Origin of the sequence: Aquariibacter albus (assembly GCF_014145335.1) — a bacterium.
Classification (GTDB): Bacteria; Pseudomonadota; Gammaproteobacteria; order Burkholderiales; family Burkholderiaceae_C; genus Aquariibacter; species Aquariibacter albus.
In genome coordinates this window covers 490,774-515,833 of sequence record NZ_JACIVI010000001.1, presented here as the reverse complement: position 1 = coordinate 515,833, position 25,060 = coordinate 490,774, and the positions used below count along the sequence as shown (strand labels likewise).

The window sequence follows — 25,060 nt, the reverse complement described above, 5'->3', positions numbered from 1 at the left end:
GGACCCTCACCACGGCGGCGGGGTCATCGATCGTTCGGAAACGGCAAGCCCGGCCGAGCGCCCCGGGAGGGGCACCGGGCCGGGCTTGGGACGAGGCCTCAGGCCCGAAGCCGGAGGCTCCGGGCTGGGCCGGGGCGGCCCGCCTGCGCAGGCAGGGGGCGCGTGGACGTCAGATCTTGCCGACGAGGTCCAGCGAGGGCGTCAGGGTCTTGGCGCCTTCCTTCCACTTGGCCGGGCAGACCTGGCCGGGGTTGGCGGCGGTGTACTGGGCGGCCTTCAGCTTGCGCAGGGTCTCGGCCACGTCACGGGCGATCTCGTTGCTGTGGATTTCGGCGGTCTTGATCACGCCATCCGGATTGATCACGAAGGTGCCGCGGTAGGCCAGGCCGTCTTCCGGGATCAGCACGTCGAAGGCCTTGCTCAGCACATGCGCCGGGTCGCCGACCAGCGGGAACTTGGCCTTGCCGACGGCCGGCGAGGTCTCGTGCCACACCTTGTGCGAGAAGTGCGTGTCGGTGGTGACGATGTAGACCTCGGCACCCGCGGCCTGGAAGGCGGCGTAGTTGTCGGCAGCGTCCTCGATCTCGGTCGGGCAGTTGAAGGTGAAGGCCGCCGGCATGAAGATCAGGACCGACCACTTGCCCTTGAGGCTTTCCTCGGTGACGGTGATGAACTTGCCGTTGTGGAAGGCCTGGGTCTTGAAGGGCTGGACTTGGGTGTTGATCAGGGACATGACGGTTTCCGGTGGGTTGGGGGTGGATGCGGGTTCGATCTGAATCCAACGGAGCGAATGCTAGCTGCGCCGCATCATTGCCGCGATGGATAGAAGAAAAGGCGGCGATTGAAACGGGCAATCACCCGGCCCGCCTCAGGCCGCCGGGGCGTCCGGGCTCCCCAGCTCCAGGGTCACGCGCATCAGCTCGTCGTCGTCGGGATCGCGCACGGCCCGGAAGCCCAGCTGAGCGAGCAGCTTGAGCATGCCGCGGTTCTCGCGCAGTACCTCGCCGACGATGCGCCGCGTGCCGCGGCTGCGCACGTAATCGATGATGCGCAGCATCAGCAGCCGGCCCAGGCCGCTGCCCTTGAGCTCGGAGCGGATGACGATCGCGTACTCGGCCGCCTGGTTGTCCGGGTCGGTGATCGCCCGCACCACGCCCAGGGTCTGGGCCTTGGCCGGGTCGGGGTCGGTGCTGGCGATGAAGGCCATCTCCCGCGCGTAGTCGATCTGGGTCATGCGCGCCAGCTCGACATGCGCGAAGGCGCTGCGCCGCGTGCTGAAGAAGCGCATGCGGCGGTCGGTCGGGTCCAGGCTCTGGATGAAGGCGCTGTGCGCGGCCTCGTCCTCGGGCCGGATCGGCCGCACGACGAGCTTCCGGCCCCGCCAGACGACCGTCTGCACCCAGGCGCTCGGGTAGGGCCGGATCGCGAAGTGCTCGCGGCCGCCGGGCCGGGCGGCCGAGATCCGCACCCGCACGTCCACCGCCAGCGCACCGTCGGCATCGGCCAGCACCGGGTTCAGGTCCAGCTCGGCCAGGGCCGGCAGCTCGGCCACCAGGCGGGCCACGGCGATCAGGGTGTCGTAGACCGCCTCCAGCCGGGCCGGCGGATGGTCGCGGTAGCCCGCCAGCAGCCGCGCGACCCGGGTGCGCCGCACCAGGTCGGCGGCCAGGGCGCGGTTGAGCGGCGGCAGCGCGACGGCGCGGTCGGCCAGCACCTCGACGGCCGTGCCGCCGGCACCGAAGAGCAGCACCGGGCCGAACAGCGGGTCGATGCTGGCGCCGACGATCAGCTCCTGCGCATGCGGCCGCCGCACCATGGCCTGCACGGTCAGCGCATCGATGCGGGCCTGGGGCGCCCGCGCCCGCACCCGGCCGAGCAGGGCCGCCACCGCGGCCTCCAGCTCCTGCGGATCGTGCAGGCCCAGCACCACGCCGCCGACGTCGGACTTGTGCACGATATCGCGCGAGGCGATCTTCAGCACCACCGGGTAGCCGATGGACTGCGCGGCGGCCAGCACCGCGCCCACGTCCGGCGCGACGCGGCGGGTGGCCACCACCTCGACGCCATAGGCCTTCAGCAGGGCCATGGCCTCCTCGTCGTCGAGCAGCTCGCGGCCCTCGGCCAGGGCGCGGTCGATCACCGCCTGCGCGCGCTCGCGCTGCGGCGCGGCGATCTGCACCAGCCCCGGCGTTTCCATCAGCGCGGCCTGGTTCTCGCGCCAGGTGCGCAGCATGGCCAGGGCGCGCACCGCATCCTCGGGCGTCGCATGGTCGGGGATGCCGGCGGCGGTGAAGCGCGAACGCGCCTCGTCCATCGCCGCACCGCCCAGCCAGCAGCCCAGCACGCGGCCCGGGTGGCGGCGGGCCACCGGGAGCAGGGCCTCGGCCAGCTCGGTGCAGTCGATGCCCGCCGCCGGGGCGTGCAGCAGCAGCACGGAACCGGTCTCGGGGTCGTCGAGCAGGGCCTCCAGGGCCTCGACCTGGCGGGCGGCCGTCGCGTCGGCCCCCAGGTCGACCGGGTTGCCCACCGTCGCCCCCGCCGGCAGCAGCGGCGCCAGGCGGGCCTGCAGCGCGGCCCCCAGGGCATGCAGGGGCACGCCGTGGTGCTCCGCCGCATCGGCGGCGATCACGCCGGCTCCGCCGCCATTGGTCAGCACGGTCAGGCGCTCGCGCAGGTGACCGTGCAGCTGCGACAGGGTCTGCGCGGCCAGGAAGAGCTCCTGCAGCGTGTCGACCCGCAGCATGCCGGCCCGGCGGATGGCGGCATCGAAGACGATGTCGGCGCCGCTGAGCTGGCCGGTGTGCGAGACGGCGGCCAGCTGCCCGCCCGGGCTGCGGCCGGCCTTGACGACGATCACCGGCTTGCCGCGCGAGGCCGCCCGCGCGGCCGACATGAACTTGCGCGGCTGGTCGATGGATTCCAGGTACAGCAGGATCGCGCGGGTGCGGCCCTCGATGGCGAACTGGTCCAGCAGGTCGGCGGCATCGACGTCCATGCGCTCGCCGATCGACACCAGGTGCGAGAAGCCGAAGTTGCGCGACTTGGCCCAGTCCAGCATCGCGCTGACCAGGGTGCCGGACTGCGAGACGAAGGCGATGTGCCCCGGCAGCGCCTGGGTGTGAGCCGCGCTCGCGTTCAGGCCCAGGGCCGGCGACTGCAGGCCCAGGCCGTTGGGGCCGAGCAGGCGCAGCTGGTGCGGCCGGGCCGCCTCCAGCGCGGCCTGGCGCTGGGCCGGGCTGGGGTTGCCGCCGCTGACGATCACCGCCCGGGTGCCACGCGCCCCGAGGGCGCGCACCCAGTCGGCCAGCTCGGCCGGTGGGGTGCACAGCAGGGCCAGGTCCAGGCCTTCGGGCAGCTCCTCCAGCCGGCTCGCCAGCGGCTGTCCATCGAGCAGGCCGCCGTCCGGATCCAGGGCCAGGCAAGGGCCGCGAAAGCCGCCGCTGCGCAGATTGCGCCACAGGCTGCGGGCGTGGCGGGTCTCGGGACCGCGCTCGGCCGGCTCGGCATCGGCCAGCGGCCCGATCAGCAGCACCGAACGCGGATGGAGCAGCTTGTCGAGGTTGCGGATGGTCATGGTGCGGGCAGGGGATCGGGGCCCGGGTCGGCCGCTTGCCCGCGCGGCAAGGCCCGGGCGTGACAGGGGCTGAGCCCGCCCCACCCCGCAAGGACCGCGCCCGGCCGGGGCCGGCGGCTCACGGGGCGTCCGGGCCCGGGCGCCTCAGTCGAAACGGCCTGCCCGCAGCCACTTGGTCGCCACCCATTTCTCGCCTTCGAGCACCGGCGCGCCGCCGTGCAGGGTCTGGGTGGCGGGATGCGGTCGGTCGTAGCTGAAGAAGACGGCATGGCCGCGGCGCGGCGCGACCTGGAGCTTCACGTCGGGGAAGGTGGTCGCGCCGCCGCGGGTCGGCGTGTTCAGGTACATCACCACCGTGGCCAGGCGCTGGCCGCCGCGCTTGAGGATGCTGGGCGTGCCGGGCTGGGCCGGGTCGAAATAGTCGTAGTGCGGCTTGTACTGCGCGCCCGGGGCGTAGCGCAGCACCTGCAGGCCCTCGCCACGCTCGACCGGCCAGCGCAGCAGCGCGGCCAGGCGCGCCTCGATGCGGGCGCAGACCGGGTGCTCGCCGCGGCCGAAGAACATGCCTTCGCTGGTGCGCGCGGCATTGACCTCGCTGTCGCCGGTGGCCACGTCGACGGTGTGCGAGCGCGCCAGGCGGTCGCGTGCCCGGGCGATGATCTCCTCGCACTCGGCCGCATCGAGCAAGTTCTCGAAGACGACGATGCGCGGCTGGCGCATGGCCACCACCACGCCGACCTCGCGGTCGCCGGCCCAGAGGCTGGGCGGTTCGTCCTCCAGCGCCGGCTCGGGCAGCGCGCCGGGCGTGCCGCTGAAGCCCGGGCCGGCCCGACCGGCCGGATCCGCCGGGGCAGGTGCCGGCACCGGCGCCTCGGCCAGCTGCTTCAGGCCGGCGACCACTGCCGCGCCCAGCACGGCCTTGAGCGCCTCGCGCGCGGTCTCGGGCTGCCAGCCGGTCTTCTCCATCGCCGCCTGCAGGGTGGCGATGCTGTGGCCGGCGGCGGCCTGCTCGGCGATCCAGCGGCGGATGGCAGGGGTCAGGGGCTGCTTCATCGTGGATCCGGCGCGGGGCGGACGCGCAGGCTTCAGGCCGCGCTGCGGCGGCGGAAGACGAGGCGCTCCTCGTCGCTGGCGGCCGGGTCGAAGGCATAGCCCTCGTCGGCGAAGGCACGCAGCGCGTCCAGGTCCTGCGCGCGCTGGCGGATCGCGTGGCGGGCCATCAGGCCGCGTGCGCGCTTGGCATAGAAGCTGACGATCTTCCAGCCGGCCGGCTTCCATTCCTCGAACACGCAGTGCACGACGCGGGCCTTCAGGGCCTTGCGCGGCACGGCCTTGAAGTACTCCTCCGAGGCCAGGTTGACGATCAGGGGCTGCGGGTCCTTCGCCAGCTGGCGGTCCAGGGCCTCGGCCAGGCGCGGCCCCCACCAGGCGTAGAGGTCCTTGCCACGCGGATTGGCCAGGCGGGTGCCCATCTCCAGGCGGTAGGGCTGCAGCCGGTCCAGCGGCCGCAGCAGGCCGTAGAGGCCTGACAGGATGGCGAGATGCTGCTGCGCCCAGGCCAGGTCGTCGGCCCCGAGGCTCGTCGCCTGCAGGCCCTCGTAGACATCGCCGTTGAAGGCCAGCACGGCGGCCTTGCTGTTGGCGGCGGTGAAGCGGCTCGACCAGGCGCCGAAGCGGCCGACGTTCAGCGCGGCCAGCGGCTCGCTCAGGTCCATCAGCGCGGCCACCTGGGCGGCGTCCAGCGGTCGCAGCAGCTCGATCAGCTCGGCCGCCTCGGCCCGAAAGGCCGGCAGGGTGTGGGCCAGGCCGGGCGGCTCGGGCGTCTCGTAGTCCAGGGATTTGGCGGGGGAAAGCAGCAGCAGCATGGAAGGTCCGGGTCCGATCGGACGAAAGGCTACCACCGGGCCCCGGCGCGGGGCCTCGCGCCACGGCCCGGCCCCGCGGACGCATGGCATCCTCGCGCCCATGGCCGTTCCGTCCCCTGCCCCCGCCCCGGCCCCCGCGGCCGACGCCGCGCCCTGCCCCTGCGACCTCGGCGCCGCGGGCCGCCGCTATGCCGACTGCTGCGGCCGCTACCACGGCAGCGGCTGCGGCCAGGCGCCCGATGCCGCCAGCCTCATGCGCTCGCGCTACAGCGCCTTCGTGCTCGGCCGCCGCGAGGAGCTGCTGGCCACCTGGCATCCCGACACCCGGCCGCCCGCGCTGGAAGCCGATCCGCCCGGCCTACGCTGGCTGGGCCTGAGCGTGAAGGCCGCGCGCCGCACCGGGCCCGATGCCGCCGAGGTCGAGTTCATCGCCCGCAGCAAGCTCGGCGGCCGCGCGCACCGGCTGCACGAGCGCAGCCGCTTCCTGCGGGTGGACGGCCGCTGGCTCTACCTCGACGGCGTGGACCCGGCGAGCGGCCAGCCCGCCGGCGCGGCGTGAAGCCACCGGCCGCCGCCCCCTGCGGCGATGCGGCCGAAGCCGCCCCGCTGACCCTGCTGCACGACGATGGCGACTGGCTGGCCGTGCACAAGCCCGCCGGCCTGCTGGTGCATCGCAGCCCGCTCGATGCCGCCAACACCGACACCGTGCAGCACCGGCTCAAGGCCCAGCTCGGCGCCTGGCTGCTGCCGGTGCACCGCCTGGACCGCGGCACCTCCGGCGTGCTGCTGCTGGCCCGCACGCCGGCCGCGGTGCGGGCGGCGCAGGCGCCCTTCCTGGACGGCCGGGTGCGCAAGCACTACCTCGGCCTGGTGCGCGGCTGGCCCGCCGGGCCCATGGCCGTCGACCACCCGCTGCGGCCCGAGGATGCCGGCCCCGAAGCCCCCGCCCAGCCCGCCTGGACGGCCTTCGCCCCCCTGGCCCGGCTGGCGGTGGAGGGCGGCGCCGACCCGCGCCATCCGCAGAGCCGCTATGCCCTGGTCGCGGCCTGGCCGCGCAGCGGCCGGCGCCACCAGATCCGCCGCCACCTGAAGCACCTGGCCCATCCCCTGGTCGGCGACGCCACCCATGGCAAGGGCGAGCACAACCGCTGGTGGGCCGCCGCCCTGGGCCGGCCGCGGCTGTGGCTGCATGCCCAGGCCCTGGGCCTGCCGCATCCGGACGGCGGCTGGCTGCACCTTGCCTCGCCGCTGGACGCCCCCTGGAATGCCGACTGGCAGGCCCTGGCCGCCTGGCCCGGCTGGCAGACGCCGTGGCCGGAGACGGCCTGGGGCGCCACGCCACCCGAGCTGCCGGCGGGGCTGGACGAGGGGCAGGATCCCAGCGACTCGGGGGGACCGGACGGCCGGGACCGCTCGATCGACCTGGACGGGCCCGCCCGCCCCTCGCCCCCCTCGCCCCCAGCGCCGGACGCCCCGGCGGGGCACGCGCCGCCGGCCGGATGAAGCCGCCCCTCAGCCCGCGCGGCGCGGCCTTCAGCCTGGCCGGCAGCATGCTGCTGGTCGGCGCCTATGTGAGCGCCGCGCCGCTGCTGCTGGCCTGGTTCCCGCTGGCCGTGCTGGCCAGCCTGCGCTTCCTGCTGGCCGGCCTGTTGATGCTGCCCTGGCTGCGCCGGCCGGCCGGGGCGCCGCCGCTCCGCCCCTGGGAACACGGCCTGCTCTTCGTGCAGGCCCTGTTCGGCAATGTGCTGTTCACCGTGCTGATGCTGGAGGGCGTGGCCCGCGGCGGCGCGCTGCTGGCCGGCTCGGTGATGGCCGCGCTGCCGGCCGCGGTGGCCCTGCTGGCCTGGGCCCTGCTCGGCGAGAAGCCGGGGCCGCGCGTGGGCGGGGCCGTGGCCCTGGGCGGCGCCGGCATCGCGCTGCTGGCCTGGCTGCGGCATGCCGGGCCCGGCGCCGCCACCGAGCCCTGGGGCCTGCCCCTGCTGCTGGGCGCCCTGGCCTGCGAGGCCCTGCAAGCCGTGCTGGGCAAGCACCTGAGCGGGCGCCACCCACCGCGCTTCATCACCGCCGGCATCAATCTGTGGTGCCTGGTGCTCTGCCTGCCGTTGGGCCTGGCCGCCCTGCCCGCCTGGCCGGCGGCGGCCGTGCCGGCCGGCGCCTGGGCCGGGCTGCTGGCCTATGCCCTGATGGCCAGCGTGCTGGCCGTCTGGCTGTGGATGCGCGGCCTGAGCGTGCTGCCGGCCAGCACCGCCGGCCTCTTCACCGTGCTGCTGCCGCTGAGCGCGGCGGCCGTGGGCCTGCTGGTCGGCGGCGAACGCGCCGGGCCGGGGCATGCCCTGGCCTATGCCCTGGCCCTGGGCGGCCTGTTGCTGGGGGTGATGCCGGCACGCCGGCAGGGCGGGCGCGGCGCCTGAGCTGGCCCCCGCCCGGGGCCGCCTCAGCGCGCGGCGCGCTGCACCAGGGCCACGCCGGCTGCCGTCAGCGCGGTGCCGAGCAGCACGTCCAGACCCAGTGGCTCGCCGAAGAGCACGGCAGCCATCAGGGCGGTGGTCGGCGGCACGAGGTAGAGCCAGCTCGTCACGGCGGCGGCCGCGCCGCGCTGGATCATCAGGTAGAGCAGGCTGCTGGCGCCCAGCGTCAGCCCGAGGACGGACCAGGCCAGGGCGCCGACCATCTCGGCATGCCAGTCGATGGGCGCCGTCTCCAGGGCGGCCAGCGGCAGCGTGGCGGCCAGCGCGGCCAGCATCTGCACGCAGCCGGCGGTGCGCGCGTCGCAGGGCGCCACGAAGCGCTTCTGGTAGAGCGTGCCCACGGTGATCGATGCCAGGGCCAGCAGGGCCAGCAGCAGATTGGGCCCGTTCACCTCGCCCTGCCCCAGCTTGCGGCCCACCACCAGGGCCAGGCCGGCCAGGCCCAGGGCCAGGCCGGCCCACTGCAGCGGCGCAACCCGGCCGCCATCGCCCGGCGCAGCGCGGGCCGCCAGCCACAGCGCCGTCAGCACCGGCTGCAGGCCGACGATCAGCGCCACCGCGCCCGCGCCCAGCCCCAAGCGCACGGCCGCCCACACCCCGCCCAGGTAGCCGGCCTGCATCAGCAGGCCGGTCACGGCCAGATGGCCCCAGGCCGCCCGGCCCTGCGGCCAGCGCGCACCGCTCAGCCCGATCCAGACGCCGAAGCAGGCGATCGACAGGGCATAGCGCCAGCTCAGGAAGCCCATGGGCGGGGCATGCGGCATGCCGTAGCGCGCGACGATGAAACCCGTGCTCCAGATCAGCACGAAGACCGCCGGCACGACGCGCCAGACGGCGCCCGGGGACACGAGGCGCATCCGGCCTCAGCGCGCCTTGGCGCGGATCTCCGGCAGCGCCTTCTGCAGGTAATAGACCATCGACCAGATCGTCAGCGCCGCCGCCACCAGGATCAGCAGCGTGCCCCAGAAGCGCGTGTCGATCGCGCCGAACAGCCGGCCGTCATAGAGCAGGAAGGGGATGGCCACCATCTGCACCGTCGTCTTCAGCTTGCCGACCATGTGCACGGCCACGCTGCCCGAGGCGCCGATCTGCGCCATCCACTCGCGCAGTGCCGAGATCGCGATCTCCCGCCCGATGATCACCAGCGCCACCAGCGCATGCAGCCGGCCCAGGTGCACCAGCACCAGCAGCGCCGCGCAGACCAGGAACTTGTCCGCCACCGGGTCCAGGAAGGCGCCGAAGGACGAGGTCAGGTTCATCCGCCGCGCCAGCCAGCCATCGGCCCAGTCCGTCAGCGCCACCACGATGAACAGCCCGGTCGCCCAGACGTTCTGCGTGCCCGCCTCGATCGGCAGGTAGAACAGGCCCACGATCAGCGGGATGGCGACGATGCGCGCCCAGGTCAGGGCGGTGGGCAGGTTGAAGAACATGGGGGCATTGTGGGGTACGCGCCAGCGCCCTCAGCCCTCCAACTGCCCCCAGGCCTTTTCCAAGCGCTTGACGCTGACCGGCTGCGGGGTGCGCAGCTCCTGGGCGAAGAGGCTGATGCGCAGTTCCTCCAGCAGCCAGCGGTATTCCTGCAGGCGGGCATCCGCGGCGCCCTTGCGTTCGGCCAGGCGGCGCCACAGGCGCTGTTCCAGGGGGCGCAGTTCGGCAAGCTTCTGGGCGTCGCGCGGCGGGTCGGCGCGGCATTTGTCCAGGCGAAGCTGCACGCCCTTGAGGTAGCGCGGCAGGTGCTGCAGCGCCGTCCAGGGGTGGTCGTCGAGGAAGCGCTTGCCGACGAGGCGGCCGAGCTGGGTGGCGGCGTCCTCGGCCACGTCCTTGGGCGGGTTGCGGTCCTTGAGCTTGCGCAGGGCCAGGGCGTGTTCCTGCAGGATGGTCAGGCCCAGGCGGGCCACTTCCTGAGCGATCAGCACCAGGCGCGGCCGGCCCTCGGCCAGGCGGGCGGCGAAGCTGGCGGCGTCGGCGGGCAGGGGATCGGCCAGGAAGGCGCGCTCGATGGCCAGGCCGAGCAGCATGGCTTTGAGCTCATCGGCTGAGCCCAGGGGCATGTAGGCCACGCCCATTTCGACCAGGCCGGGGAGCTGGCGCTCCAGCGCGCGCAGCGGCTCCTTGAGCTGCAGGGCGAAGAGGCGGCGCAGGCCCTTGCGGTGGGCGGTGGCGGCGGTGTCGGGTTCGTCGAAGACGGCGATTTCGACATGGCTGGCCTTGTCCAGCACGGCGGGGAAGCCGATCAGCGTCTGGCCGCCACGGCCGGCCTCGCGCAGCTCCATCAGCTCGGGCAGGGTGCCGAAGGTCCAGGCGGTGTGGCGGGCGCCGGCTGCGGGCATGGGGGGCGCCGCAGCGGCGGGCGGGGCTGCCGCTGCGGCGACGCGGCGGGCGTTGCCGGCCGAGGGGCCAGCGACTGCGTCCCCCGCGGGCGCGGGGGACGGGGCAGGCGCGGCCTCGGGCGCCGGCGCCGCCGCCGCGCCGGCCAGCTTCAGCGCCGCCAGGGCCTGGAAGGCGTGGCGGGCCTGGCCGCCGAACTCGGCCTTCAGCGCCGCCAGGTGACGGCCCATGCCGAGCTGGCGGCCGTGCTCGTCCACCACGCGCAGGTTCATGAACAGATGCGGCGGGAGCTGGTCGAGCTTGAAGTCGGCCTTCTGCACGGCCAGCTGGCTGCGCTCGCGCACGGCGGCCAGCAGGGCGTCGAGCAGCGGGCCTTCGCCGAAGGGCGTGAGCTCGCAGAACTCGGCCGCGAAGGCGGGCAGGGGCACCAGGCGCGAGCGCGGGCGCTGCGGCAGGCTCTTGAGCAGGGCCAGCACCTTGGCCTCCAGCATGCCGGGCACCAGCCAGTCGCAGCGGGCCTCGCTGGCCTGGTTCAGCGCCACCAGCGGCAGGCTGACGGTCACGCCGTCCTTGGGGTCGCCAGGCTGGTGCAGGTAGTCGACCTTGCAGTCGATGCCGCCCAGACGCAGGGTCTTGGGGAAGGCCGCGGTGGTGATGCCGGCGGCCTCGTGGCGCATCAGCTCCTCGCGGCTGAGCATCAGCAGCTTGGGATTCGCCCGCACGGCTTCGCGGTACCAGCGCTCGAAGCTGGCGCCGCTGGCCACCTCGGCGGGCAGGTGCTGCTCGTAGAAGGCTTCGATCAGGGCCTCGTCGACCAGCACGTCCTGGCGGCGGGCCTTGTGCTCCAGCTGCTCGACCTGCTCGATCAGCTTGCGGTTGTGGGCCAGGAAGGGCAGGCGGCGTTCCCAGTCGGCCGGCACCTCGCCCTGCACCAGGGCCTCGCGCAGGAAGATCTGCCGGGCGGCGGGCAGGTCGAGGCGCGCATAGTTCACGCGCTTGTTGTTGTAGACGACCAGGCCGTAGAGGGTGGCGCGTTCCAGGGCCACGACCTCGGCGGCCTTCTTCTCCCAGTGCGGCTCCAGCAGCTGGGTCTTGAGCAGGTGGCCGGCCATCTGGGGCAGCCAGGCGGGGTCGATGGCGGCCAGACCGCGGGCGAAGAGCCGGGTGGTCTCGACCAGCTCGGCCGCGACGATCCAGCGGCCGGGCTTCTTGCTCAGGTGCGCGCCGGGGTGGCGCCAGAACTTGATGCCGCGGGCGCCGAGGAACCAGTCCTCGTCCTCGCTCTTGCAGCCCACATTGCCCAGCAGGCCGGTCAGCAGGGCGAGGTGGATCTGTTCGTAGCTGGCCGGCGTGGGGTTCAGGCGCCAGCCCTGCTCGGTGACGACGGTGAGCAGCTGGCTGTGGATGTCGCGCCACTCGCGCACGCGGCGCGGGCTGATGAAGTGCTCGCGCAGGCGGTTCTCCTGCTGGCGGTGGCTGAGCTTGTGGCTGGGCGCGGTGGCCGCCGGCAGGGCCGGCACGCGGCGGGCGCCGGGGGCAGGCTCGGCCGCGGCGGGGGGCTGGGCCTGGGCGTGGCCGCGGCCTTCCTCGATGAACTGCCAGAGCTTGAGCAGGCCGACGAACTCGGAGCGCTCGTCGTCGAACTTCTTGTGCTTCTCGTCGGCGGCCTGCTGCTGTTCGATCGGGCGGTCGCGCACGTCCTGCACCGAGAGCGCGGCGGCGATCACCAGCACCTCGGCCAGGCTCTGGCGCTCGCGCGCGGCCAGGATCATGCGGCCCACGCGCGGGTCCAGCGGCAGGCGGGCCAGCTCGCGGCCGATGGCGGTGAGCTGGTTGGCCTCATCCACCGCGCCCAGCTCGGCCAGCAGGGCATAGCCATCGACGATGGCCTTCTTGGGCGGCGCCTCCAGGAAAGGGAAGGCCTCCACATCGCCCAGCTTGAGCGACTTCATGCGCAGGATCACGCCGGCCAGGGAGCTGCGCAGGATTTCCGGGTCGGTGAAGCGCGGGCGGCCGGTGAAATCGGCCTCGTCATACAGCCGGATGCAGATGCCGTTGGCCACCCGGCCGCAGCGGCCGGCGCGCTGGTTGGCCGCTGCCTGGCTGATGGGCTCCAGCAGCAGCTGCTCGACCTTGTTGCGGTAGCTGTAGCGCTTGACGCGGGCCAGACCGGTGTCGATGACGTAGCGGATGCCGGGCACCGTCAGCGAGGTCTCGGCCACGTTGGTGGCCAGCACGATGCGCTTGCGGCCGCCGCTGTGGAAGACGCGGTCCTGCTCCTCGGCCGAGAGGCGGGCGAAGAGCGGCAGGATGTCCGCATCGCGGTGCGCGGGCTGGTGGCTCAGGTGCTTGCGCAGGTGCTCGGCGGCCTCGCGGATCTCGCGCTCGCCGGGCAGGAAGACGAGGATGTCGCCGCCGGCCGAGGGGCCGCCGCGCCAGAGTTCGTCCACCGCATCGGCGATGGCCTCGTGCAGCTCGCGGTCCTTCGGTTCGCGGCGCTCGGCGGCTTCGGGCTTGGCCTCGGGCTTCCTGCCGCCCTCGCCCGGCTGGCCGGCCGCCGGGGCCTTGTCGTCGAAGATCGGCCGCCAGCGCTGCTCCACCGGGTAGAGCCGGCCGCTGACCATCAGCACCGGCGCCGCGCCCTTGGGGCCCGCGAAGTGACGCGCGAAGCGGTCGGCGTCGATGGTGGCGGAGGTGACGATCAGCTTCAGGTCCGGCCGCTTCGGCAGGATCTGCCGCAGGTAGCCGAGCAGGAAGTCGATGTTGAGGCTGCGCTCGTGGGCCTCGTCGATGATGAGGGTGTCGTAGGCCGAAAGCAGCGGGTCGGTCTGGGTCTCGGCCAGCAGGATGCCGTCGGTCATCAGCTTGACGCTGGCCCCGGGCTGCAGCCGGTCCTGGAACCGCACCTTGTAGCCCACCACCTCGCCCAGCGGCGTGCCCAGTTCCTCGGCGATGCGCTTGGCCACGCTGCTGGCGGCAATCCGCCGCGGCTGGGTGTGGCCGATCAGGCGGGGGCGCTCGCCCGGCCGGGCGTTCGCGGCGCCGCGGCCCAGGGCCAGCGCGATCTTGGGCAGCTGAGTCGTCTTGCCCGAGCCGGTCTCGCCGCAGACGATGACGACCTGGTGCTCGCGGATCGCGTCGGCGATCTCGTCCCGGCGGCCGGAGACGGGCAGGCTCTCGGGAAAGGTGAGGGGCGGCAGCGGCGTGGGCGCAGGGCGGGCCCTGGCCTCGTCCGCGCGCGGACGGGGCGGGCGGCCCGGGCGCTCGGCGCGCGGGGCGGCGGGGGCCGCCTCGGGGGCGGGGGCGTCGGGGGGCAAGGTCTTCACGGGCGGCGGATTATCCGGGGCCCGCCCGCCCCGGCCGCCCGGATGGGGCAACCCCCTGCGGCACAATCCCCGCAGCCTGTCTCGCGCCCCCAATGGACCTCGTCTTCCCCCACACCTTCGTCCCCTGGTTCCGCTCGGTCGCACCCTACATCCATGCGCACCGCGGCAAGACCTTTGTGGTGGCCATTGCCGGGGAGCTGATCGCCGCAGGCAAGCTCGCCCACTTCGCGCAGGACCTCGCCCTGCTGCAGGCCATGGGCGTGCGCGTGGTGCTGGTGCACGGTTTCCGCCCGCAGGTGGAGGAACAGCTCCGAGCCAAGGGCCACCCCTCGCGTTTCAGCCACGGCATGCGGGTGACGGATGCGGTGGCGCTGGACTGCGCGCAGGAAGCCGCCGGCCAGCTGCGCTACGAGATCGAGGCGGCCTTCTCGCAGGGTCTGCCGAACACGCCCATGGCGGGCTCCTCGGTGCGGGTGGTGTCGGGCAACTTCATCACCGCCCGGCCGGTCGGCATCGTCGACGGCCTGGACTTCATGCACACCGGCTTCGTCCGCAAGATCGACGCGGCGGGCATCCGGCGGGTGATCGACTTCGGCGCCATGGTGCTGCTCTCGCCCTTCGGTTTCTCGCCCACCGGCGAGGCCTTCAACCTCAGCATGGAAGACGTGGCCACCAGCGCCGCGATTGCGCTGCAGGCCGACAAGCTGCTCTTCGTGACCGAGGTGCGCGGCATTCCCCAGCTGATCGGCCGCGGCCCGGCGGCGGTGGCGATCCAGGCCGGTCATGCGGTGGCCGCCGCCGACGACACCGAGATCGACCAGGAACTGGCCCTGGCCGACGCCGAGAAACTGCTGGCGGCCCTGCCCAACCCGGTGCAGCCCACCGACACCGCCTTTTACCTGCAGCATGCGGTGAAGGCCTGCCGGCATGGCGTGGAGCGCGTGCACATCCTGCCCTTCGCGGTCGATGGCGCGCTGCTGATGGAGGTTTTCACGCATGACGGCGTCGGCACGATGATCGTCGACGAGAAACTGGAGAGCCTTCGCGAAGCCAGTGCCGACGATCTCGGCGGCATTCTTCAGCTGATCGAGCCCTACGAACGCGAGGGCACGCTGGTCAAGCGCGACCGGACGGAAATCGAGCGCGACATCGGCCACTACACGGTGATCGAGCACGACGGCGTGATCTTCGGATGCGCCGCGCTCTACCCCTATCCCGAGCGAAACACCGGCGAAATGGCGGCGCTGACCGTCAGCGACCACGTGCAGGGCCAGGGCGACGGCGAACGTATTCTCAAGCGCATTGAGCAGCGCGCCCGCGCGATGGATCTGGCCAGCATTTTCGTGCTGACCACCCGGACCATGCACTGGTTCATCAAGCGTGGTTTCGTGCCGGTCGACCCCGACTGGCTGCCCGAAGCGCGCAAGCGCAAATACAACTGGGATCGCCGTTCGCAGGTGCTGGTCAAGCCCCTGAAGTGAGCCATGCCGCCGCAGCGGCCATGGCCCATCCCGCGATCCCTTTTCTTTTCGATCCCCCTGAACCTGGAGATTCCGCGATGGCCCGCACCGTTCAATGTGTGCTGCTCAAGAAAGAGGCTGAAGGCCTGGATTACGCGCCCTACCCCGGCGAACTCGGCGCCCGCCTCTATGCCGGCGTCAGCAAGGAAGCCTGGGCGCAGTGGCTCAAGCACCAGACCATGCTGGTCAACGAGAACCGGCTGAATCTGGCCGATGCGCGCGCCCGCCAGTACCTGGCACGGCAGATGGAGCGCTACTTCTTCGGCGAAGGCGCAGACCAGCCGGCGGGCTTCGTGCCGCCGAGTGCCTGAGGAGCGCGCCGGGCGCTGGGGCCGCGAGGCCCTGCGCCCAGGGTTGAAAGCGGCCATACTGGACGCGAATCATTCTTGTTTGGCTCTACAATCGTGATCTCCCTGATCCGAACCGGAGCCTTCATGTCCCTCCTTCCCCGCGCCCTCGTCCGCAGCCTGGCGGCTGCCTTGCTGGCGACGACGGCCGCCACGGCGATCGCGCAGCAAGCCCAGCTGAACCTTTATTCCGCCCGGCATTACCAGACGGACGAAGCGCTCTACACGGACTTCGAGCGCAGCACCGGCATCAAGATCAACCGCATCGATGCCGACGACGCAGGCATCCTGGCGCGACTGAAGAGCGAGGGCGCGGCGAGCCCGGCCGACGTGATCCTGCTGGTCGATGCCGCCCGCCTGGCCCGTGCCGAGGCCGAGGGCCTGTTTCAACCGGTGGTTTCGGCCACGCTGGGCCAGCGCATTCCGGCCAAGCTGCGCGGTGCCGACAGTGGCCAGGGTTCGGCCTGGTTCGGCTTCTCGACCCGCGCCCGGATCGTCGTCTACAACAAGACGACGGTGAACCGCGAGGACGTCGACACCTACGAGGAACTCGGCGAGGCCAAGAACAAGGGCCGGCTCTGCACGCGCTCGGGCTCGCATCCCTACAACCTCTCGCTCTTCGGCGCGATGCTCGACCACCTGGGCCCGGAGAAGACCGAAACGTGGCTGAAAGGCCTGGTGGCCAACATGGCCCGCGACCCGAAGGGCGGCGATACCGACCAGATCAAGGCGGTGGCCAGCGGCGAGTGCAGCGTCGGCCTGACCAACAGCTACTACCTCGCCCGGCTGATGCGGTCGAGCAAGCCGGAGGACCGGGCGGTCGTCGAGAAGATCGGCGTGGTCTTTCCCAACCAGGCCAGCTGGGGCACGCACGTCAACATCGCCGGCGGGGCCGTGGCCAAGCACGCCAAGAATCGTGAGGCCGCAGTCAAGTTCCTGGAGTACCTGGCCAGCGATTCGGCCCAGGTCTATTTCGCCAATGGCAACAACGAGTACCCGGTGGTTGCCGGCGTGAAGGCCAACAACCCGGCGCTGGATGCGCTGGGATCGTTCAAGCAGGAACTGCTGCCGATTGCCGTGATCGGTCGCAATTCGATCACCGTGCAGCAGATGCTGGATCGCGTGGGCTACAAGTGATTGGCTGAGGACGGTTTCTGCCGAATCCATCCCACAACCCGGCTGCGGCCGGGTTGTTTCGTTGGGGGATGGATACGCACTTCATGGGATTTGTCACGGCTTCGCCAGGCCGCTGGGGACAACATGCTTAGAATCGCGCCCAGCCGTGTTGGGCGGCGTATAAAAAGCGACCAGACGAACTTTAGGAGTCAGACGATGAGCAGCGTTCAGGATCTTGTCCGCCAGCGGGATGAACTCGCGCGGCAGCAGCAGGAACTCAACCAGCAGATCGAGGCAGCCCGCCGCAGCGAACGTGCTGGCGTGATTGCCCAGATCAAGGCCCTGATGGCCGAGCATGGCGTGACCGTGGCGGAGCTCGGCAGCAGCAAGCCGGCCCGCGGCAGCGCGAAGGCATCCAACCCGAGCGGTTCGAAAGTCGCCCCGAAGTATCGTCACCCGGACAGTGGTGAAACCTGGAGCGGTCGTGGCCTGAAGCCGAAGTGGCTGCAGGCTGAAATCGCCGGCGGCAAGTCGCTCGACGATTTCAAGATCTGACGGTCGCCAGCCGACGCAAGCACGGGCCCCGCGGGGCCCGTTTTTCATGCCGCGGCCTCAGGCGCGGCTGCGGACCTGGGATTCGTAGAAGCAGATGGCTGCCGCAGCGGCCACATTCAGCGATTCCTCGCCACCGGGCTGCGGAATCCGCAGCGTCAGCGCACAGGCCTGCAGCAGGGCAGGCTGCACGCCCTGGCCCTCGTGGCCCAGGACCCAGGCCAGCGGCCGCGGCAGCGGGTGGCGGCCGAGCACGGCCTCGGCGTGCGGACTGGTGGCCACCAGGGGCAGGCCCATCGCGGCCAGGGCCTCGGGGGCCAGGCCCTCGGCCAGGCGCAGGCCGAAGTGGGCGCCCTGCCCGGCCCGCAGCACCTTGGGCGACCACAGGGCCGCCGTGCCCTTGAGCGCCAGCACCTGGCCGATGCCCAGGGCCGCCGCGCTGCGCAGCATGCTGCCGACGTTGCCGGCATCCTGGACGCGATCCAGCACGAGGGTGTCCCGATCGGACTGGGGGGTCGCTGCAGCTGGCGTCTCGATCAGCATGCCCAGGGCGGCGGGCGATTCCAGGCCACTGAGCTGTGCGAAGAGCTTGTCCTCGACGATCGCGCAGCGCAGCGCGCCCTCGGCCAGCGTCCGCAGCGCCGGCCGCTGCATCCAGGCGCTGCGCGCGATCACGGCCTGCTGCGCCCGGCCGCCACGCGCCAGCAGCGCGCTGCACAGGTGCTCGCCTTCCAGCCAGACCTGGCCCAGCTTGCGGTAGGCCGCCGGATCCTGCGTCAACTTGCGCAGGCGCTGGATCAGCGGGTTGTCGCGGGCGCTGATCTCCACCGGCGGGGCGCTCATGAGCCGGCCCCCGTCTCCGAGGCCGCAGGGGCCGCGGACCGGGCGCTGGCCGCCTCCCGCACCGGGGCGAAGCTGCGCCGGTGCGCCGCGCAGGGGCCGTGGGCCTGCAGGGCGGCCAGGTGGCCGGGGGTGGGGTAGCCCTTGTGCACGGCAAAGCCGTAGGCCGGATGGGCGGCATCCAGGTCCTGGCAGAGCCGGTCGCGGTGGACCTTGGCGAGGATGGAGGCGGCGGAAATCTCGGGGACCTTGGCATCGCCCCGGACGATGGCCTGGGCCGGCATGGTCAGCCGCGGCAGGCGGTTGCCATCGACCTGCACGCGCGCAGGCTTCAGGCGCAGGCCGGCCACCGCGCGCTGCATGGCCAGCAGGGTGGCCTGCAGGATGTTGAGGCGGTCGATCTCCTCGACGCTGGCCTCGGCGATGCAGCAGCTCAGAGCCTGGCCCCGGATTTGGTCGAACAGGGCTTCGCGGCGGGTCGGTGAAAGCAGCTTGGAATCGCCCAGGCCGGCGATCGGCGACTCGGGGTCGAGGATGACCGCGGCGGCCACCACCGGCCCGGCCAGGGGGCCGCGACCGGCCTCGTCCACCCCGGCCAGGAGGCCATGGGTGATCCACGGGAAGTCGAGCTGCGCCGGAGCGGGAGCGGCGGGGGGGCGGGCGCGGCGGGTGGCCATGGTCAGGGCGAGGGCATCAGGCGCCGAGCAGCGCGCCCAGGGCACCGGCGGCAGCCCGGGCGGTGTCGCGGCGCAGGCGGAGATGAAGTTCGGTGAAGCGCTCGACCAGCCGCGCGCAGGCGGCCGGATCGTCCAGCCAGCGCAGGGTCGCGGTGGCCAGGGCCTCGGGCGTCATGGCGTGCTGCAGCAGCTCGGGCACCAGGAACTCGCCGGCCAGGATGTTGGGCAGGCCGACCCAGGGCTGGTAGGCCATGCGCTTCATCAGCGCCCAGTTCAGGCTGGCCATGCGGTAGCCGATGACCATGGGTCGCTTGAACAGCGCGGCCTCCAGCGTGGCGGTGCCGCTGGCGATGATGAGGCTGTCGCTGGCGGCCATCACCTCGTGCGAGCGGCCGTCGAGCAGCTGCACTGCATCCGCTGCACCGGCCGCGGCCAGGGCTTCCTCGACCAGGCCGCGCAGGCCGGGCGCCACCGGCAGCAGCAGCTTCAGGCCCGGGCGGGCCGCCTGCAGGCGCCGGCCCGCAGCGGCGAAGGCCGCGGCATTGAAGCGCACCTCGCTGCGCCGGCTGCCAGGCAACAGGCCGACGACGATCTCGCCTTCGGCCAGGCCCAGCGCGGCGCGGGCGGCGGCCCGGGGCGGATCGAGCGGCAGGGCATCGGCCAGCGGGTGGCCGACATAGCTGGCCGCGATGCCCGACTTCGCGAGCAGCGCGGGCTCGAAGGGAAAGAGGCAGAGCACATGGTCGGCCGCCGCCGCGATGGCCTTGACGCGGCCGCCCCGCCAGGCCCAGATCGAAGGGCAGACGAAGTGCACGGTCGGCAGGCCGGCCTGCTTGAGGCGGGTCTCCAGGCCGAGGTTGAAGTCGGGCGCGTCGATGCCGATGAAGGCCGCGGGGCGCGCGTCGAGCAGGCGATCGCCCAGCTCGCGCCGCAGCTTCACCAGCGGGAGGTAGACCTTCAGCGCGTCGACGAAACCGTGCACGGCCAGGCGTTCGGCCGGCCACCAGCTGTCCAGGCCCTCGGCCTGCAGCCGGGGGCCGCCGATGCCGACGGCCGAGAGCGCCGGCCAGCGGGTGCGCAGGCCCTGCATCAGCAGACCGCCGAGCAGGTCGCCCGAGGCCTCGCCGGCCACCATGCCGAGCTTCATCGGGCGGGGGATCGTCGGAGCGAGGAGGCAGCGCGCGCCGTGGCTCAGCGCACGATGCCGCGGCTGGAGCTGGCGAGGAAGGCCAGCATGGCCTCGACCTCGGCGTCGCCGCCCTCGACGGCGCCACGCAGCCCCGCGATCTCGGCCATCGCATCGGCCAGGCTGAGGCCCTTGCGATACAGGAGGCGATGGATCTGCTTGAGCTGGGCCAGGCGCTCGGGGCTGTAGCCGCGACGGCGCGGACCTTCCAGGTGCGGGCTCTGGGCCTCGGCCGGGTTGCCGGCCGCGACGATGAAGGGGGGCAGGTCCTGCGACAGCCGGGTCTGGAAGCCGACCATCGCGAAATCGCCGATGCGAACGAACTGGTGGATGCCGCTCAGGCCGCCGATCAGGGTGGCGTTGCCGACCTCGACATGGCCGGCGAACTGCACCGAGTTGGCGATGACGTTGTCGTCGCCCAGCCGGCAGTCGTGCGCCAGATGCACATAGGCCATGATCCAGTTGCGGTGGCCGACCTGGGTCAGCCCACCCGCCCCGACCACGCCGAGGTTGAAAGTGCAGAACTCGCGGATGGTGTTGCCGTCGCCGATGCGCAGCTCGGTCGGCTCGCCCGCGTACTTCTTGTCCTGCGGCACCGCGCCGAGCGAGCAGAACTGGAAGATGCGGTTGTCGCGGCCGATGGTGGTGTGGCCCTCGATCACGCAATGGGTGCCGATGGTCGTGCCCTCGCCCACCACCACATGCGGGCCGATGATCGAGTAGGGCCCGACGCTGACCGAAGGATGCAGGGCGGCCGCCGGGTCGACGATTGCGGTGGGATGGATCTGGGCCATGCCGAAGCTCTGCGGTCCGGGGTTCAGGCGATGCTGCGCATCGTGCACATCAGCGCGGCCTCGACGGCGAGTTCGCCGTCGACCAGGCCGCGGGCCTTGAACTTGTGGATACCGGCGCGGATGCGGTCCACCTCGACCTCGAGGATCAGCTGGTCGCCGGGCTCGACCGGGCGCTTGAAGCGCGCGCCGTCGATGCCGACGAAGTAGATGACCTTGTCGTCGCTGGCGCTCTCGCCCTCGCCGGAGAAGCTCAGCAGCGCAGCCGCCTGGGCCAGGGCTTCGAGCATCAGCACGCCCGGCATCACCGGACGGTGCGGGAAGTGGCCGAGGAAGAAGGGTTCGTTGATCGAGACGTTCTTGAGCGCCTTGATGCGCTTGCCCACCTCGACCTCCAGCACGCGGTCCACCAGCAGAATGGGGTAGCGGTGCGGGAGCTTCTTCAGGATGGTGTGGATGTCCATCGTCATGATGCGTCGGGCGCTGCGGATGGCGCCGTGAGGGTCGCGGGGACCGTTGGAGAGGAATCGGAAGCCGGCTCGCCGAGCCGGGCCTCCAGGGCACGCACCCGCTCGCGCAGGCGGTGGAGCTGACGCAGGGTGACGGCGTTCTTCTCCCAGCTTCGATTGTCATCGAGCGGAAAGAAGCCGGTGTACTGGCCCGGGGTGTCGAGCGAGCGGCTGACCGTGCTCTGGGCCGAGACATGCACCTCGTCGGCGATGCGCAGGTGGCCCAGCACGCCGGCACCGCCGCCGATCGTGCAGCGCGCACCGACCACCGTGCTGCCGGCAATCGCGGAGCAGCCGGCCATGGCCGTGTGCTCGCCGAGCTGCACGTTGTGGGCGATCTGGATCAGGTTGTCGAGCTTCACGCCGTGGCCGATCACGGTGTCGCCCAGCGCGCCGCGGTCGATGCAGGTGTTGGCGCCGATCTCGACCGCATCGCCGATGCGGACGGCCCCGAGCTGCTCGATCTTCACGTAGCCCTGCTTCGTCGGTGCGAGGCCGAAACCGTCGGCCCCGATCACCACACCGCTGTGCAGCAGGCCGTCGGCGCCGACCACGCAGTCGAAACCCACCACCACCTGCGGCGCCAGCCGCGTGCGGGCCCCGATGCGGGCATTGCGGCCAATGTGGCACTGCGCCCCGATGACCGCGCCGTCGCCGATCTCGGCACCGGCCTCGACCACGGCCAGCGGACCGATCGACACGCCGGCGCCGAGGCGGGCCGTCGGGTCCAGCACCGCGCTCGGATGCACGCCCGGCACGGCGGCCGGTCGGGTGCGCGCCGCCCACCACTGGGTCAGGCGGGCGAAGGCGTGATACGGGTCGGGGGTGATCAGGCCGGTGCAGCCGGCCGGCAGCGCCTCGCGTGCGGCAGGGGCCAGGAGGACGGCACCCGCGCGGCTGGTGAGCAGCTGGCTGCGGTAGCGGGGGTTGGCCAGGAAGCTGATGGCCTGCGGGCCGGCGCGGTCGAGCGGCTCGATCGCGCACAGCCTGCGCGCCCCGTCGCCTTCGAGCTGCACCGTCTGCGGACCGCCCAGGGCCTGCTGCAGCACCAGCAGCAACTCGGCCGCCGACACCTCGAAGGGCTGCTGCGGATCCGCCCCGGCGGGGCCCGTGGCCGTGGGGCTCATCGTCCGATCGCGCCCGTCTGCCGGGCGCCGGTCACTTGCTCGCGCCGCCGTTGAGCGACTTGATGACCTTGTCGGTGATGTCGATGCGCGGACCGGCGAAGACGGCTTCCTGAAGGATCAGGTCGTACTTCTCGGTCTCGAAGATCTGCTTGATGACCTTGTTCGCACGATCGACGACCTGGGCCAGCTCCTCGTTCTTGCGCTGGTTCAGGTCCTCCTGGAACTCGCGGCGCTTGCGGGCAAAGTCGCGGTCCTGCTCCTGCAGCTCACGCTGGCGACGGGAACGTTCGGTCTCGCTGAGCGTGGGCGCGTCCTTCTCAAGCTTCTCGGACGCGGACTTCAGGCGGCTGGCAGTGTCGGCCAGTTCCTTCTCGCGGCGGCTGAACTCGGTTTCCAGCTTGGACTGCGCAGCCTTGGCCGGCGCGGCCTCACGCAGGACGCGTTCGCTGTTGACGTAGCCGATCTTCAGTTCCTGGGCTGCGCAGACTTGCAGGCTCGCCGCGAAGGCAGCCGCGGCCACGAGCGTGCGGGGGAGATTCATCTTCATCAGAACGCAGTCCCGATCTGGAATTGGAAGCGCTGGATTCTATCTTGGGGGAACTTGCGGATCGGCACGCCCATGCTGACCTTCAGCGGACCGACCGGCGAGATCCAGGACAGGCCGACACCGGCCGCGACGCGCAGCGTGCTGAAGTCGAGCGACTCCTCCGCAGCCCAGACGTTACCGGCATCGACCCAGCTGAAGATCCGCAGCGTGCGGTCGTTGCCGGAACCCGGCACCGGCACGTAGAACTCGCTGTTCAGATTCAGGCGCCGGGTGCCGCCGGTGTAGGCGCCTGTCACGTCGATGGGACCGAGCGAGCCCTGATCGAAGCCGCGCACCGAACCCAGACCCCCACCGAAGAAGTTCTTGAAGACCGGGAAGGGCTTGCCCCCCAGACCCTTGCCGTAACCGAACTCGGCATTCAGGCCCAGCGTGTACTGCTTGCCGAAGGGCACCCACTGCTGGAATTGGTAGTTGCTGCGCAGGTAGTTGGTGTCCAGTGCGACACCCCACTCGGCATTGAAGCGCTGGTATCGGCCGTTGGTCGGCACCAGGGCCGAGTCACGGCCGTCGCGCTGCCAGCCCAGGGTCAGCGGGAGGCTGGCGCTGGTCTGGCCAAACTGCTCGCGGTAAAGCAGGTAGCTGTTGGGCAGCAGCAGGCCGGCCTCGATGGTCGTGCGTTCGGCACCGATGCCGAAGAAGACGGTATCCAGCTCGGTGAAGGGCACGCCAAACCGGACGGCGCCCCCCTGGGTGATGAAGCGGTAGGACTCGCCCTGGCTGTTGATCGGCCGCTGCGTGCGGTGGTAGAGGTCAATGGCCCGCGACACACCATCGACCGTGAAGTAGGGGTCGACCGTGCTCAGCACGATGGTGCGGTTGAACTTGCCGGTGTTGAGCTCCAGCCCCAGGTAGTTGCCGGTGCCGAAGATGTTGTCCTGGCGGATGCCGAAGGTGAAGGTGACCTTCTCCGCACTCGAGAAACCGGCCCCGAGCTGGATGTTGCCGGTGGCCTTTTCGGTGACCTTCGCGGTCAGGTCGACCTGGTCCGGCGAACCCGGCACTTCAGCCGTGTCGACCTCGACCTGGCTGAAATAGCCGAGCCGGTCGATGCGGTCGCGCGAGAGCTTGATCTTGCGGCCGTCGTACCAGGACGATTCGAACTGCCGGAACTCGCGGCGGATCACCTCGTCGCGGGTGCGCTCGTTGCCCGCCACGTTCACGCGGCGCACGTAGACGCGCTGTGAGGGCTGACCGCCGATCACGACGGCGACGCGACCGGCCGCACGATCGATCTCGGTGCGCGGCTCGATGCGGGCGAAGGCGTAGCCGAAGTTGCCGTAGAGCTCGCTGAAGCGGCGACCCGTCTCGGCCACATCCTCGGCGCGATAGGGTGCGCCGGGCTTGATCGTCACGCGCTGCTTGAACTCCTCGTCGCGACCGAGGAAGTCCCCCTCCAGCCGCACGCCGGTCACGGTGTAGGGCTGGCCTTCGCTGACGTTGATGGTGATCGAGATGCGCTGCTTGTCCGGCGTGATCGCGACCTGGGTGGAATCGACGCTGAACTCCAGGTAGCCGCGGTTCAGGTAGTAGGCGCGCAGCGCCTCCAGGTCGGCATTGAGCTTGACGCGCGAATAGCGATCGGACTTGGTGTACCAGGTCAACCAGCCGCTGGTGGTGGACTCGATCTGCTTGAGCAGGTCCTTCTCGGAAAAGGCCTTGCTGCCGAGGATGCGGATCTCGCCGATCTGGGCGACTTCGCCCTCGACCACATTGAAGCTGACGTTGACGCGGTTGCGCTCGACCGGGGTGATGGTCGTGATGACCTCGGCGCCATAGAGGCTGCGGGTCAGGTACTGGCGCTTGAGCTCCTGCTCGGCGCGATCGGCCAGCGCGCGGTCGAAGGGCCGGCCTTCGCCGATGCCGACATCGCGCAGCGACTTCAGCAGCGCGTCCTTGTCGAATTCCTTCAGGCCCGTGAACTCGACCGCGGCAATCAGCGGACGCTCCTCGACGATCACGACGACGACGTCTTTCTCCACCTCGAGCCGGACGTCCTTGAACAGGCCGGTGGCGAAGAGCGCGCGCAGTGCGGCTGCGCCCTTCTCGTCGTTGTAGACGTCGCCGATGCGGAAGGGCAGCGCGCCGAAGACGGTGCCTGCATCGGCCCGCTGCAGGCCCTCGACCCGGATGTCGCGCAGCGCGAAGGGATCGACGGCGAGGGCCGGCGTGGCGACCAGGGCCCAGGCCATCGCCATGGCGGCCAGGAGAGGACGCGGACGGACGGCGG

At 71.8% G+C, this 25,060-nt stretch carries 22 protein-coding genes; 7 read left to right on the top strand and 15 right to left on the bottom strand.

From position 1 onward, the window contains the following. Positions 1-169: 169 nt before the first annotated feature. The 4 genes from ahpC to yaaA all read right to left on the bottom strand — a co-directional run bounded on the left by ahpC (position 170) and on the right by yaaA (position 5,439). Positions 170-733 (bottom strand): alkyl hydroperoxide reductase subunit C, encoded by a 564-nt coding sequence (ahpC, locus tag H4F90_RS02345; RefSeq protein ID WP_182661116.1) that lies wholly within the window; start codon positions 731-733, stop codon positions 170-172. Positions 734-868: 135 nt separating this feature from the next. Beyond that, positions 869-3,574 (bottom strand): bifunctional acetate--CoA ligase family protein/GNAT family N-acetyltransferase, encoded by a 2,706-nt coding sequence (locus H4F90_RS02340; RefSeq protein ID WP_182661114.1) that lies wholly within the window; start codon positions 3,572-3,574, stop codon positions 869-871. Between the two features lie 144 nt (positions 3,575-3,718). After that, the gene (locus tag H4F90_RS02335; protein ID WP_182661112.1) at positions 3,719-4,627 is read right to left on the bottom strand and encodes a 2OG-Fe(II) oxygenase; all 909 of its coding nucleotides are present in this window, start codon (positions 4,625-4,627) and stop codon (positions 3,719-3,721) included. A gap of 32 nt (positions 4,628-4,659) precedes the next feature. Further along, on the bottom strand, positions 4,660-5,439 hold the full coding sequence (gene yaaA, locus H4F90_RS02330; RefSeq protein ID WP_182661110.1) for a peroxide stress protein YaaA: 780 nt from the start codon (positions 5,437-5,439) through the stop codon (positions 4,660-4,662). 100 nt (positions 5,440-5,539) lie between these two features. Between yaaA and H4F90_RS02325 the strand changes: the two genes are divergently transcribed. Genes H4F90_RS02325 through H4F90_RS02315 form a run of 3 tightly spaced genes read left to right on the top strand, consistent with a single transcriptional unit; the run spans position 5,540 to position 7,850 of the window. Further along, positions 5,540-5,998 carry a YchJ family protein gene (locus tag H4F90_RS02325; RefSeq protein WP_182661108.1) on the top strand — a complete coding sequence of 153 codons (459 nt, stop codon included), beginning with the start codon at positions 5,540-5,542 and terminating at the stop codon, positions 5,996-5,998. Further along, on the top strand, positions 5,995-6,942 hold the full coding sequence (locus H4F90_RS02320) for a pseudouridine synthase (RefSeq protein ID WP_328700804.1): 948 nt from the start codon (positions 5,995-5,997) through the stop codon (positions 6,940-6,942). Before H4F90_RS02325 ends, H4F90_RS02320 begins: the two co-directional genes overlap by 4 nt. Beyond that, positions 6,939-7,850, top strand: coding sequence for a DMT family transporter (locus H4F90_RS02315; RefSeq protein WP_182661107.1), 912 nt, complete (start codon positions 6,939-6,941; stop codon positions 7,848-7,850). The genes H4F90_RS02320 and H4F90_RS02315 overlap by 4 nt, the downstream gene beginning before the upstream one ends. Before the next feature lie 23 nt (positions 7,851-7,873). On the opposite strand, the gene H4F90_RS02310 is transcribed toward H4F90_RS02315, so the two are convergent. From H4F90_RS02310 to hrpA, 3 genes are read right to left on the bottom strand one after another with little or no spacing between them, the layout of a single operon-like run. After that, the gene (locus tag H4F90_RS02310; RefSeq protein WP_182661105.1) at positions 7,874-8,764 is read right to left on the bottom strand and encodes a DMT family transporter; all 891 of its coding nucleotides are present in this window, start codon (positions 8,762-8,764) and stop codon (positions 7,874-7,876) included. A gap of 6 nt (positions 8,765-8,770) precedes the next feature. Further along, positions 8,771-9,337: a CDP-diacylglycerol--glycerol-3-phosphate 3-phosphatidyltransferase gene (gene pgsA / locus H4F90_RS02305; RefSeq protein ID WP_182661103.1), complete on the bottom strand. Its 567-nt coding sequence runs from the start codon at positions 9,335-9,337 to the stop codon at positions 8,771-8,773. 30 nt (positions 9,338-9,367) lie between these two features. Next, positions 9,368-13,561, bottom strand: coding sequence for an ATP-dependent RNA helicase HrpA (hrpA, locus tag H4F90_RS02300; protein WP_328700802.1), 4,194 nt, complete (start codon positions 13,559-13,561; stop codon positions 9,368-9,370). A 92-nt stretch (positions 13,562-13,653) separates the two neighbouring features. Here hrpA and argA point away from each other — a divergent pair, with 92 nt between their 5' ends. The 4 genes from argA (at position 13,654) to H4F90_RS02280 (ending at position 17,099) form a co-directional block, all read left to right on the top strand. Continuing rightward, positions 13,654-15,042, top strand: coding sequence for an amino-acid N-acetyltransferase (gene argA / locus H4F90_RS02295; protein ID WP_182661101.1), 1,389 nt, complete (start codon positions 13,654-13,656; stop codon positions 15,040-15,042). Between the two features lie 77 nt (positions 15,043-15,119). Continuing rightward, positions 15,120-15,392, top strand: coding sequence for an oxidative damage protection protein (locus H4F90_RS02290; RefSeq protein ID WP_182661099.1), 273 nt, complete (start codon positions 15,120-15,122; stop codon positions 15,390-15,392). Positions 15,393-15,515: 123 nt separating this feature from the next. Beyond that, complete coding sequence (locus H4F90_RS02285) at positions 15,516-16,565, top strand: extracellular solute-binding protein (protein WP_182661096.1); 1,050 nt, start codon at positions 15,516-15,518, stop codon at positions 16,563-16,565. Between the two features lie 195 nt (positions 16,566-16,760). Beyond that, complete coding sequence (locus tag H4F90_RS02280) at positions 16,761-17,099, top strand: H-NS histone family protein (RefSeq protein WP_182661094.1); 339 nt, start codon at positions 16,761-16,763, stop codon at positions 17,097-17,099. Positions 17,100-17,156: 57 nt separating this feature from the next. Here H4F90_RS02280 and H4F90_RS02275 read toward each other — a convergent pair whose 3' ends face one another. Genes H4F90_RS02275 through bamA form a run of 8 tightly spaced genes read right to left on the bottom strand, consistent with a single transcriptional unit; the run spans position 17,157 to position 25,028 of the window. Continuing rightward, positions 17,157-17,939 carry a TrmH family RNA methyltransferase gene (locus tag H4F90_RS02275; protein WP_182661092.1) on the bottom strand — a complete coding sequence of 261 codons (783 nt, stop codon included), beginning with the start codon at positions 17,937-17,939 and terminating at the stop codon, positions 17,157-17,159. After that, on the bottom strand, positions 17,936-18,613 hold the full coding sequence (rnhB, locus tag H4F90_RS02270) for a ribonuclease HII (RefSeq protein WP_182661090.1): 678 nt from the start codon (positions 18,611-18,613) through the stop codon (positions 17,936-17,938). Before rnhB ends, H4F90_RS02275 begins: the two co-directional genes overlap by 4 nt. A 16-nt stretch (positions 18,614-18,629) precedes the next feature. Then, on the bottom strand, positions 18,630-19,760 hold the full coding sequence (lpxB, locus tag H4F90_RS02265) for a lipid-A-disaccharide synthase (RefSeq protein WP_182661088.1): 1,131 nt from the start codon (positions 19,758-19,760) through the stop codon (positions 18,630-18,632). A gap of 44 nt (positions 19,761-19,804) precedes the next feature. Then, the gene (gene lpxA, locus H4F90_RS02260; RefSeq protein WP_182661086.1) at positions 19,805-20,593 is read right to left on the bottom strand and encodes an acyl-ACP--UDP-N-acetylglucosamine O-acyltransferase; all 789 of its coding nucleotides are present in this window, start codon (positions 20,591-20,593) and stop codon (positions 19,805-19,807) included. 23 nt (positions 20,594-20,616) lie between these two features. Further along, a complete protein-coding gene (gene fabZ / locus H4F90_RS02255; protein WP_182661084.1) occupies positions 20,617-21,054 on the bottom strand; it encodes a 3-hydroxyacyl-ACP dehydratase FabZ in 438 nt (145 codons plus the stop codon). 2 nt (positions 21,055-21,056) lie between these two features. Then, a complete protein-coding gene (gene lpxD / locus H4F90_RS02250) occupies positions 21,057-22,226 on the bottom strand; it encodes a UDP-3-O-(3-hydroxymyristoyl)glucosamine N-acyltransferase (protein ID WP_182661082.1) in 1,170 nt (389 codons plus the stop codon). A gap of 31 nt (positions 22,227-22,257) precedes the next feature. Further along, on the bottom strand, positions 22,258-22,773 hold the full coding sequence (locus tag H4F90_RS02245; RefSeq protein WP_182661080.1) for an OmpH family outer membrane protein: 516 nt from the start codon (positions 22,771-22,773) through the stop codon (positions 22,258-22,260). Next, on the bottom strand, positions 22,773-25,028 hold the full coding sequence (gene bamA / locus H4F90_RS02240; RefSeq protein WP_407926151.1) for an outer membrane protein assembly factor BamA: 2,256 nt from the start codon (positions 25,026-25,028) through the stop codon (positions 22,773-22,775). The genes H4F90_RS02245 and bamA overlap by 1 nt, the downstream gene beginning before the upstream one ends. Positions 25,029-25,060 lie beyond the last annotated feature (32 nt).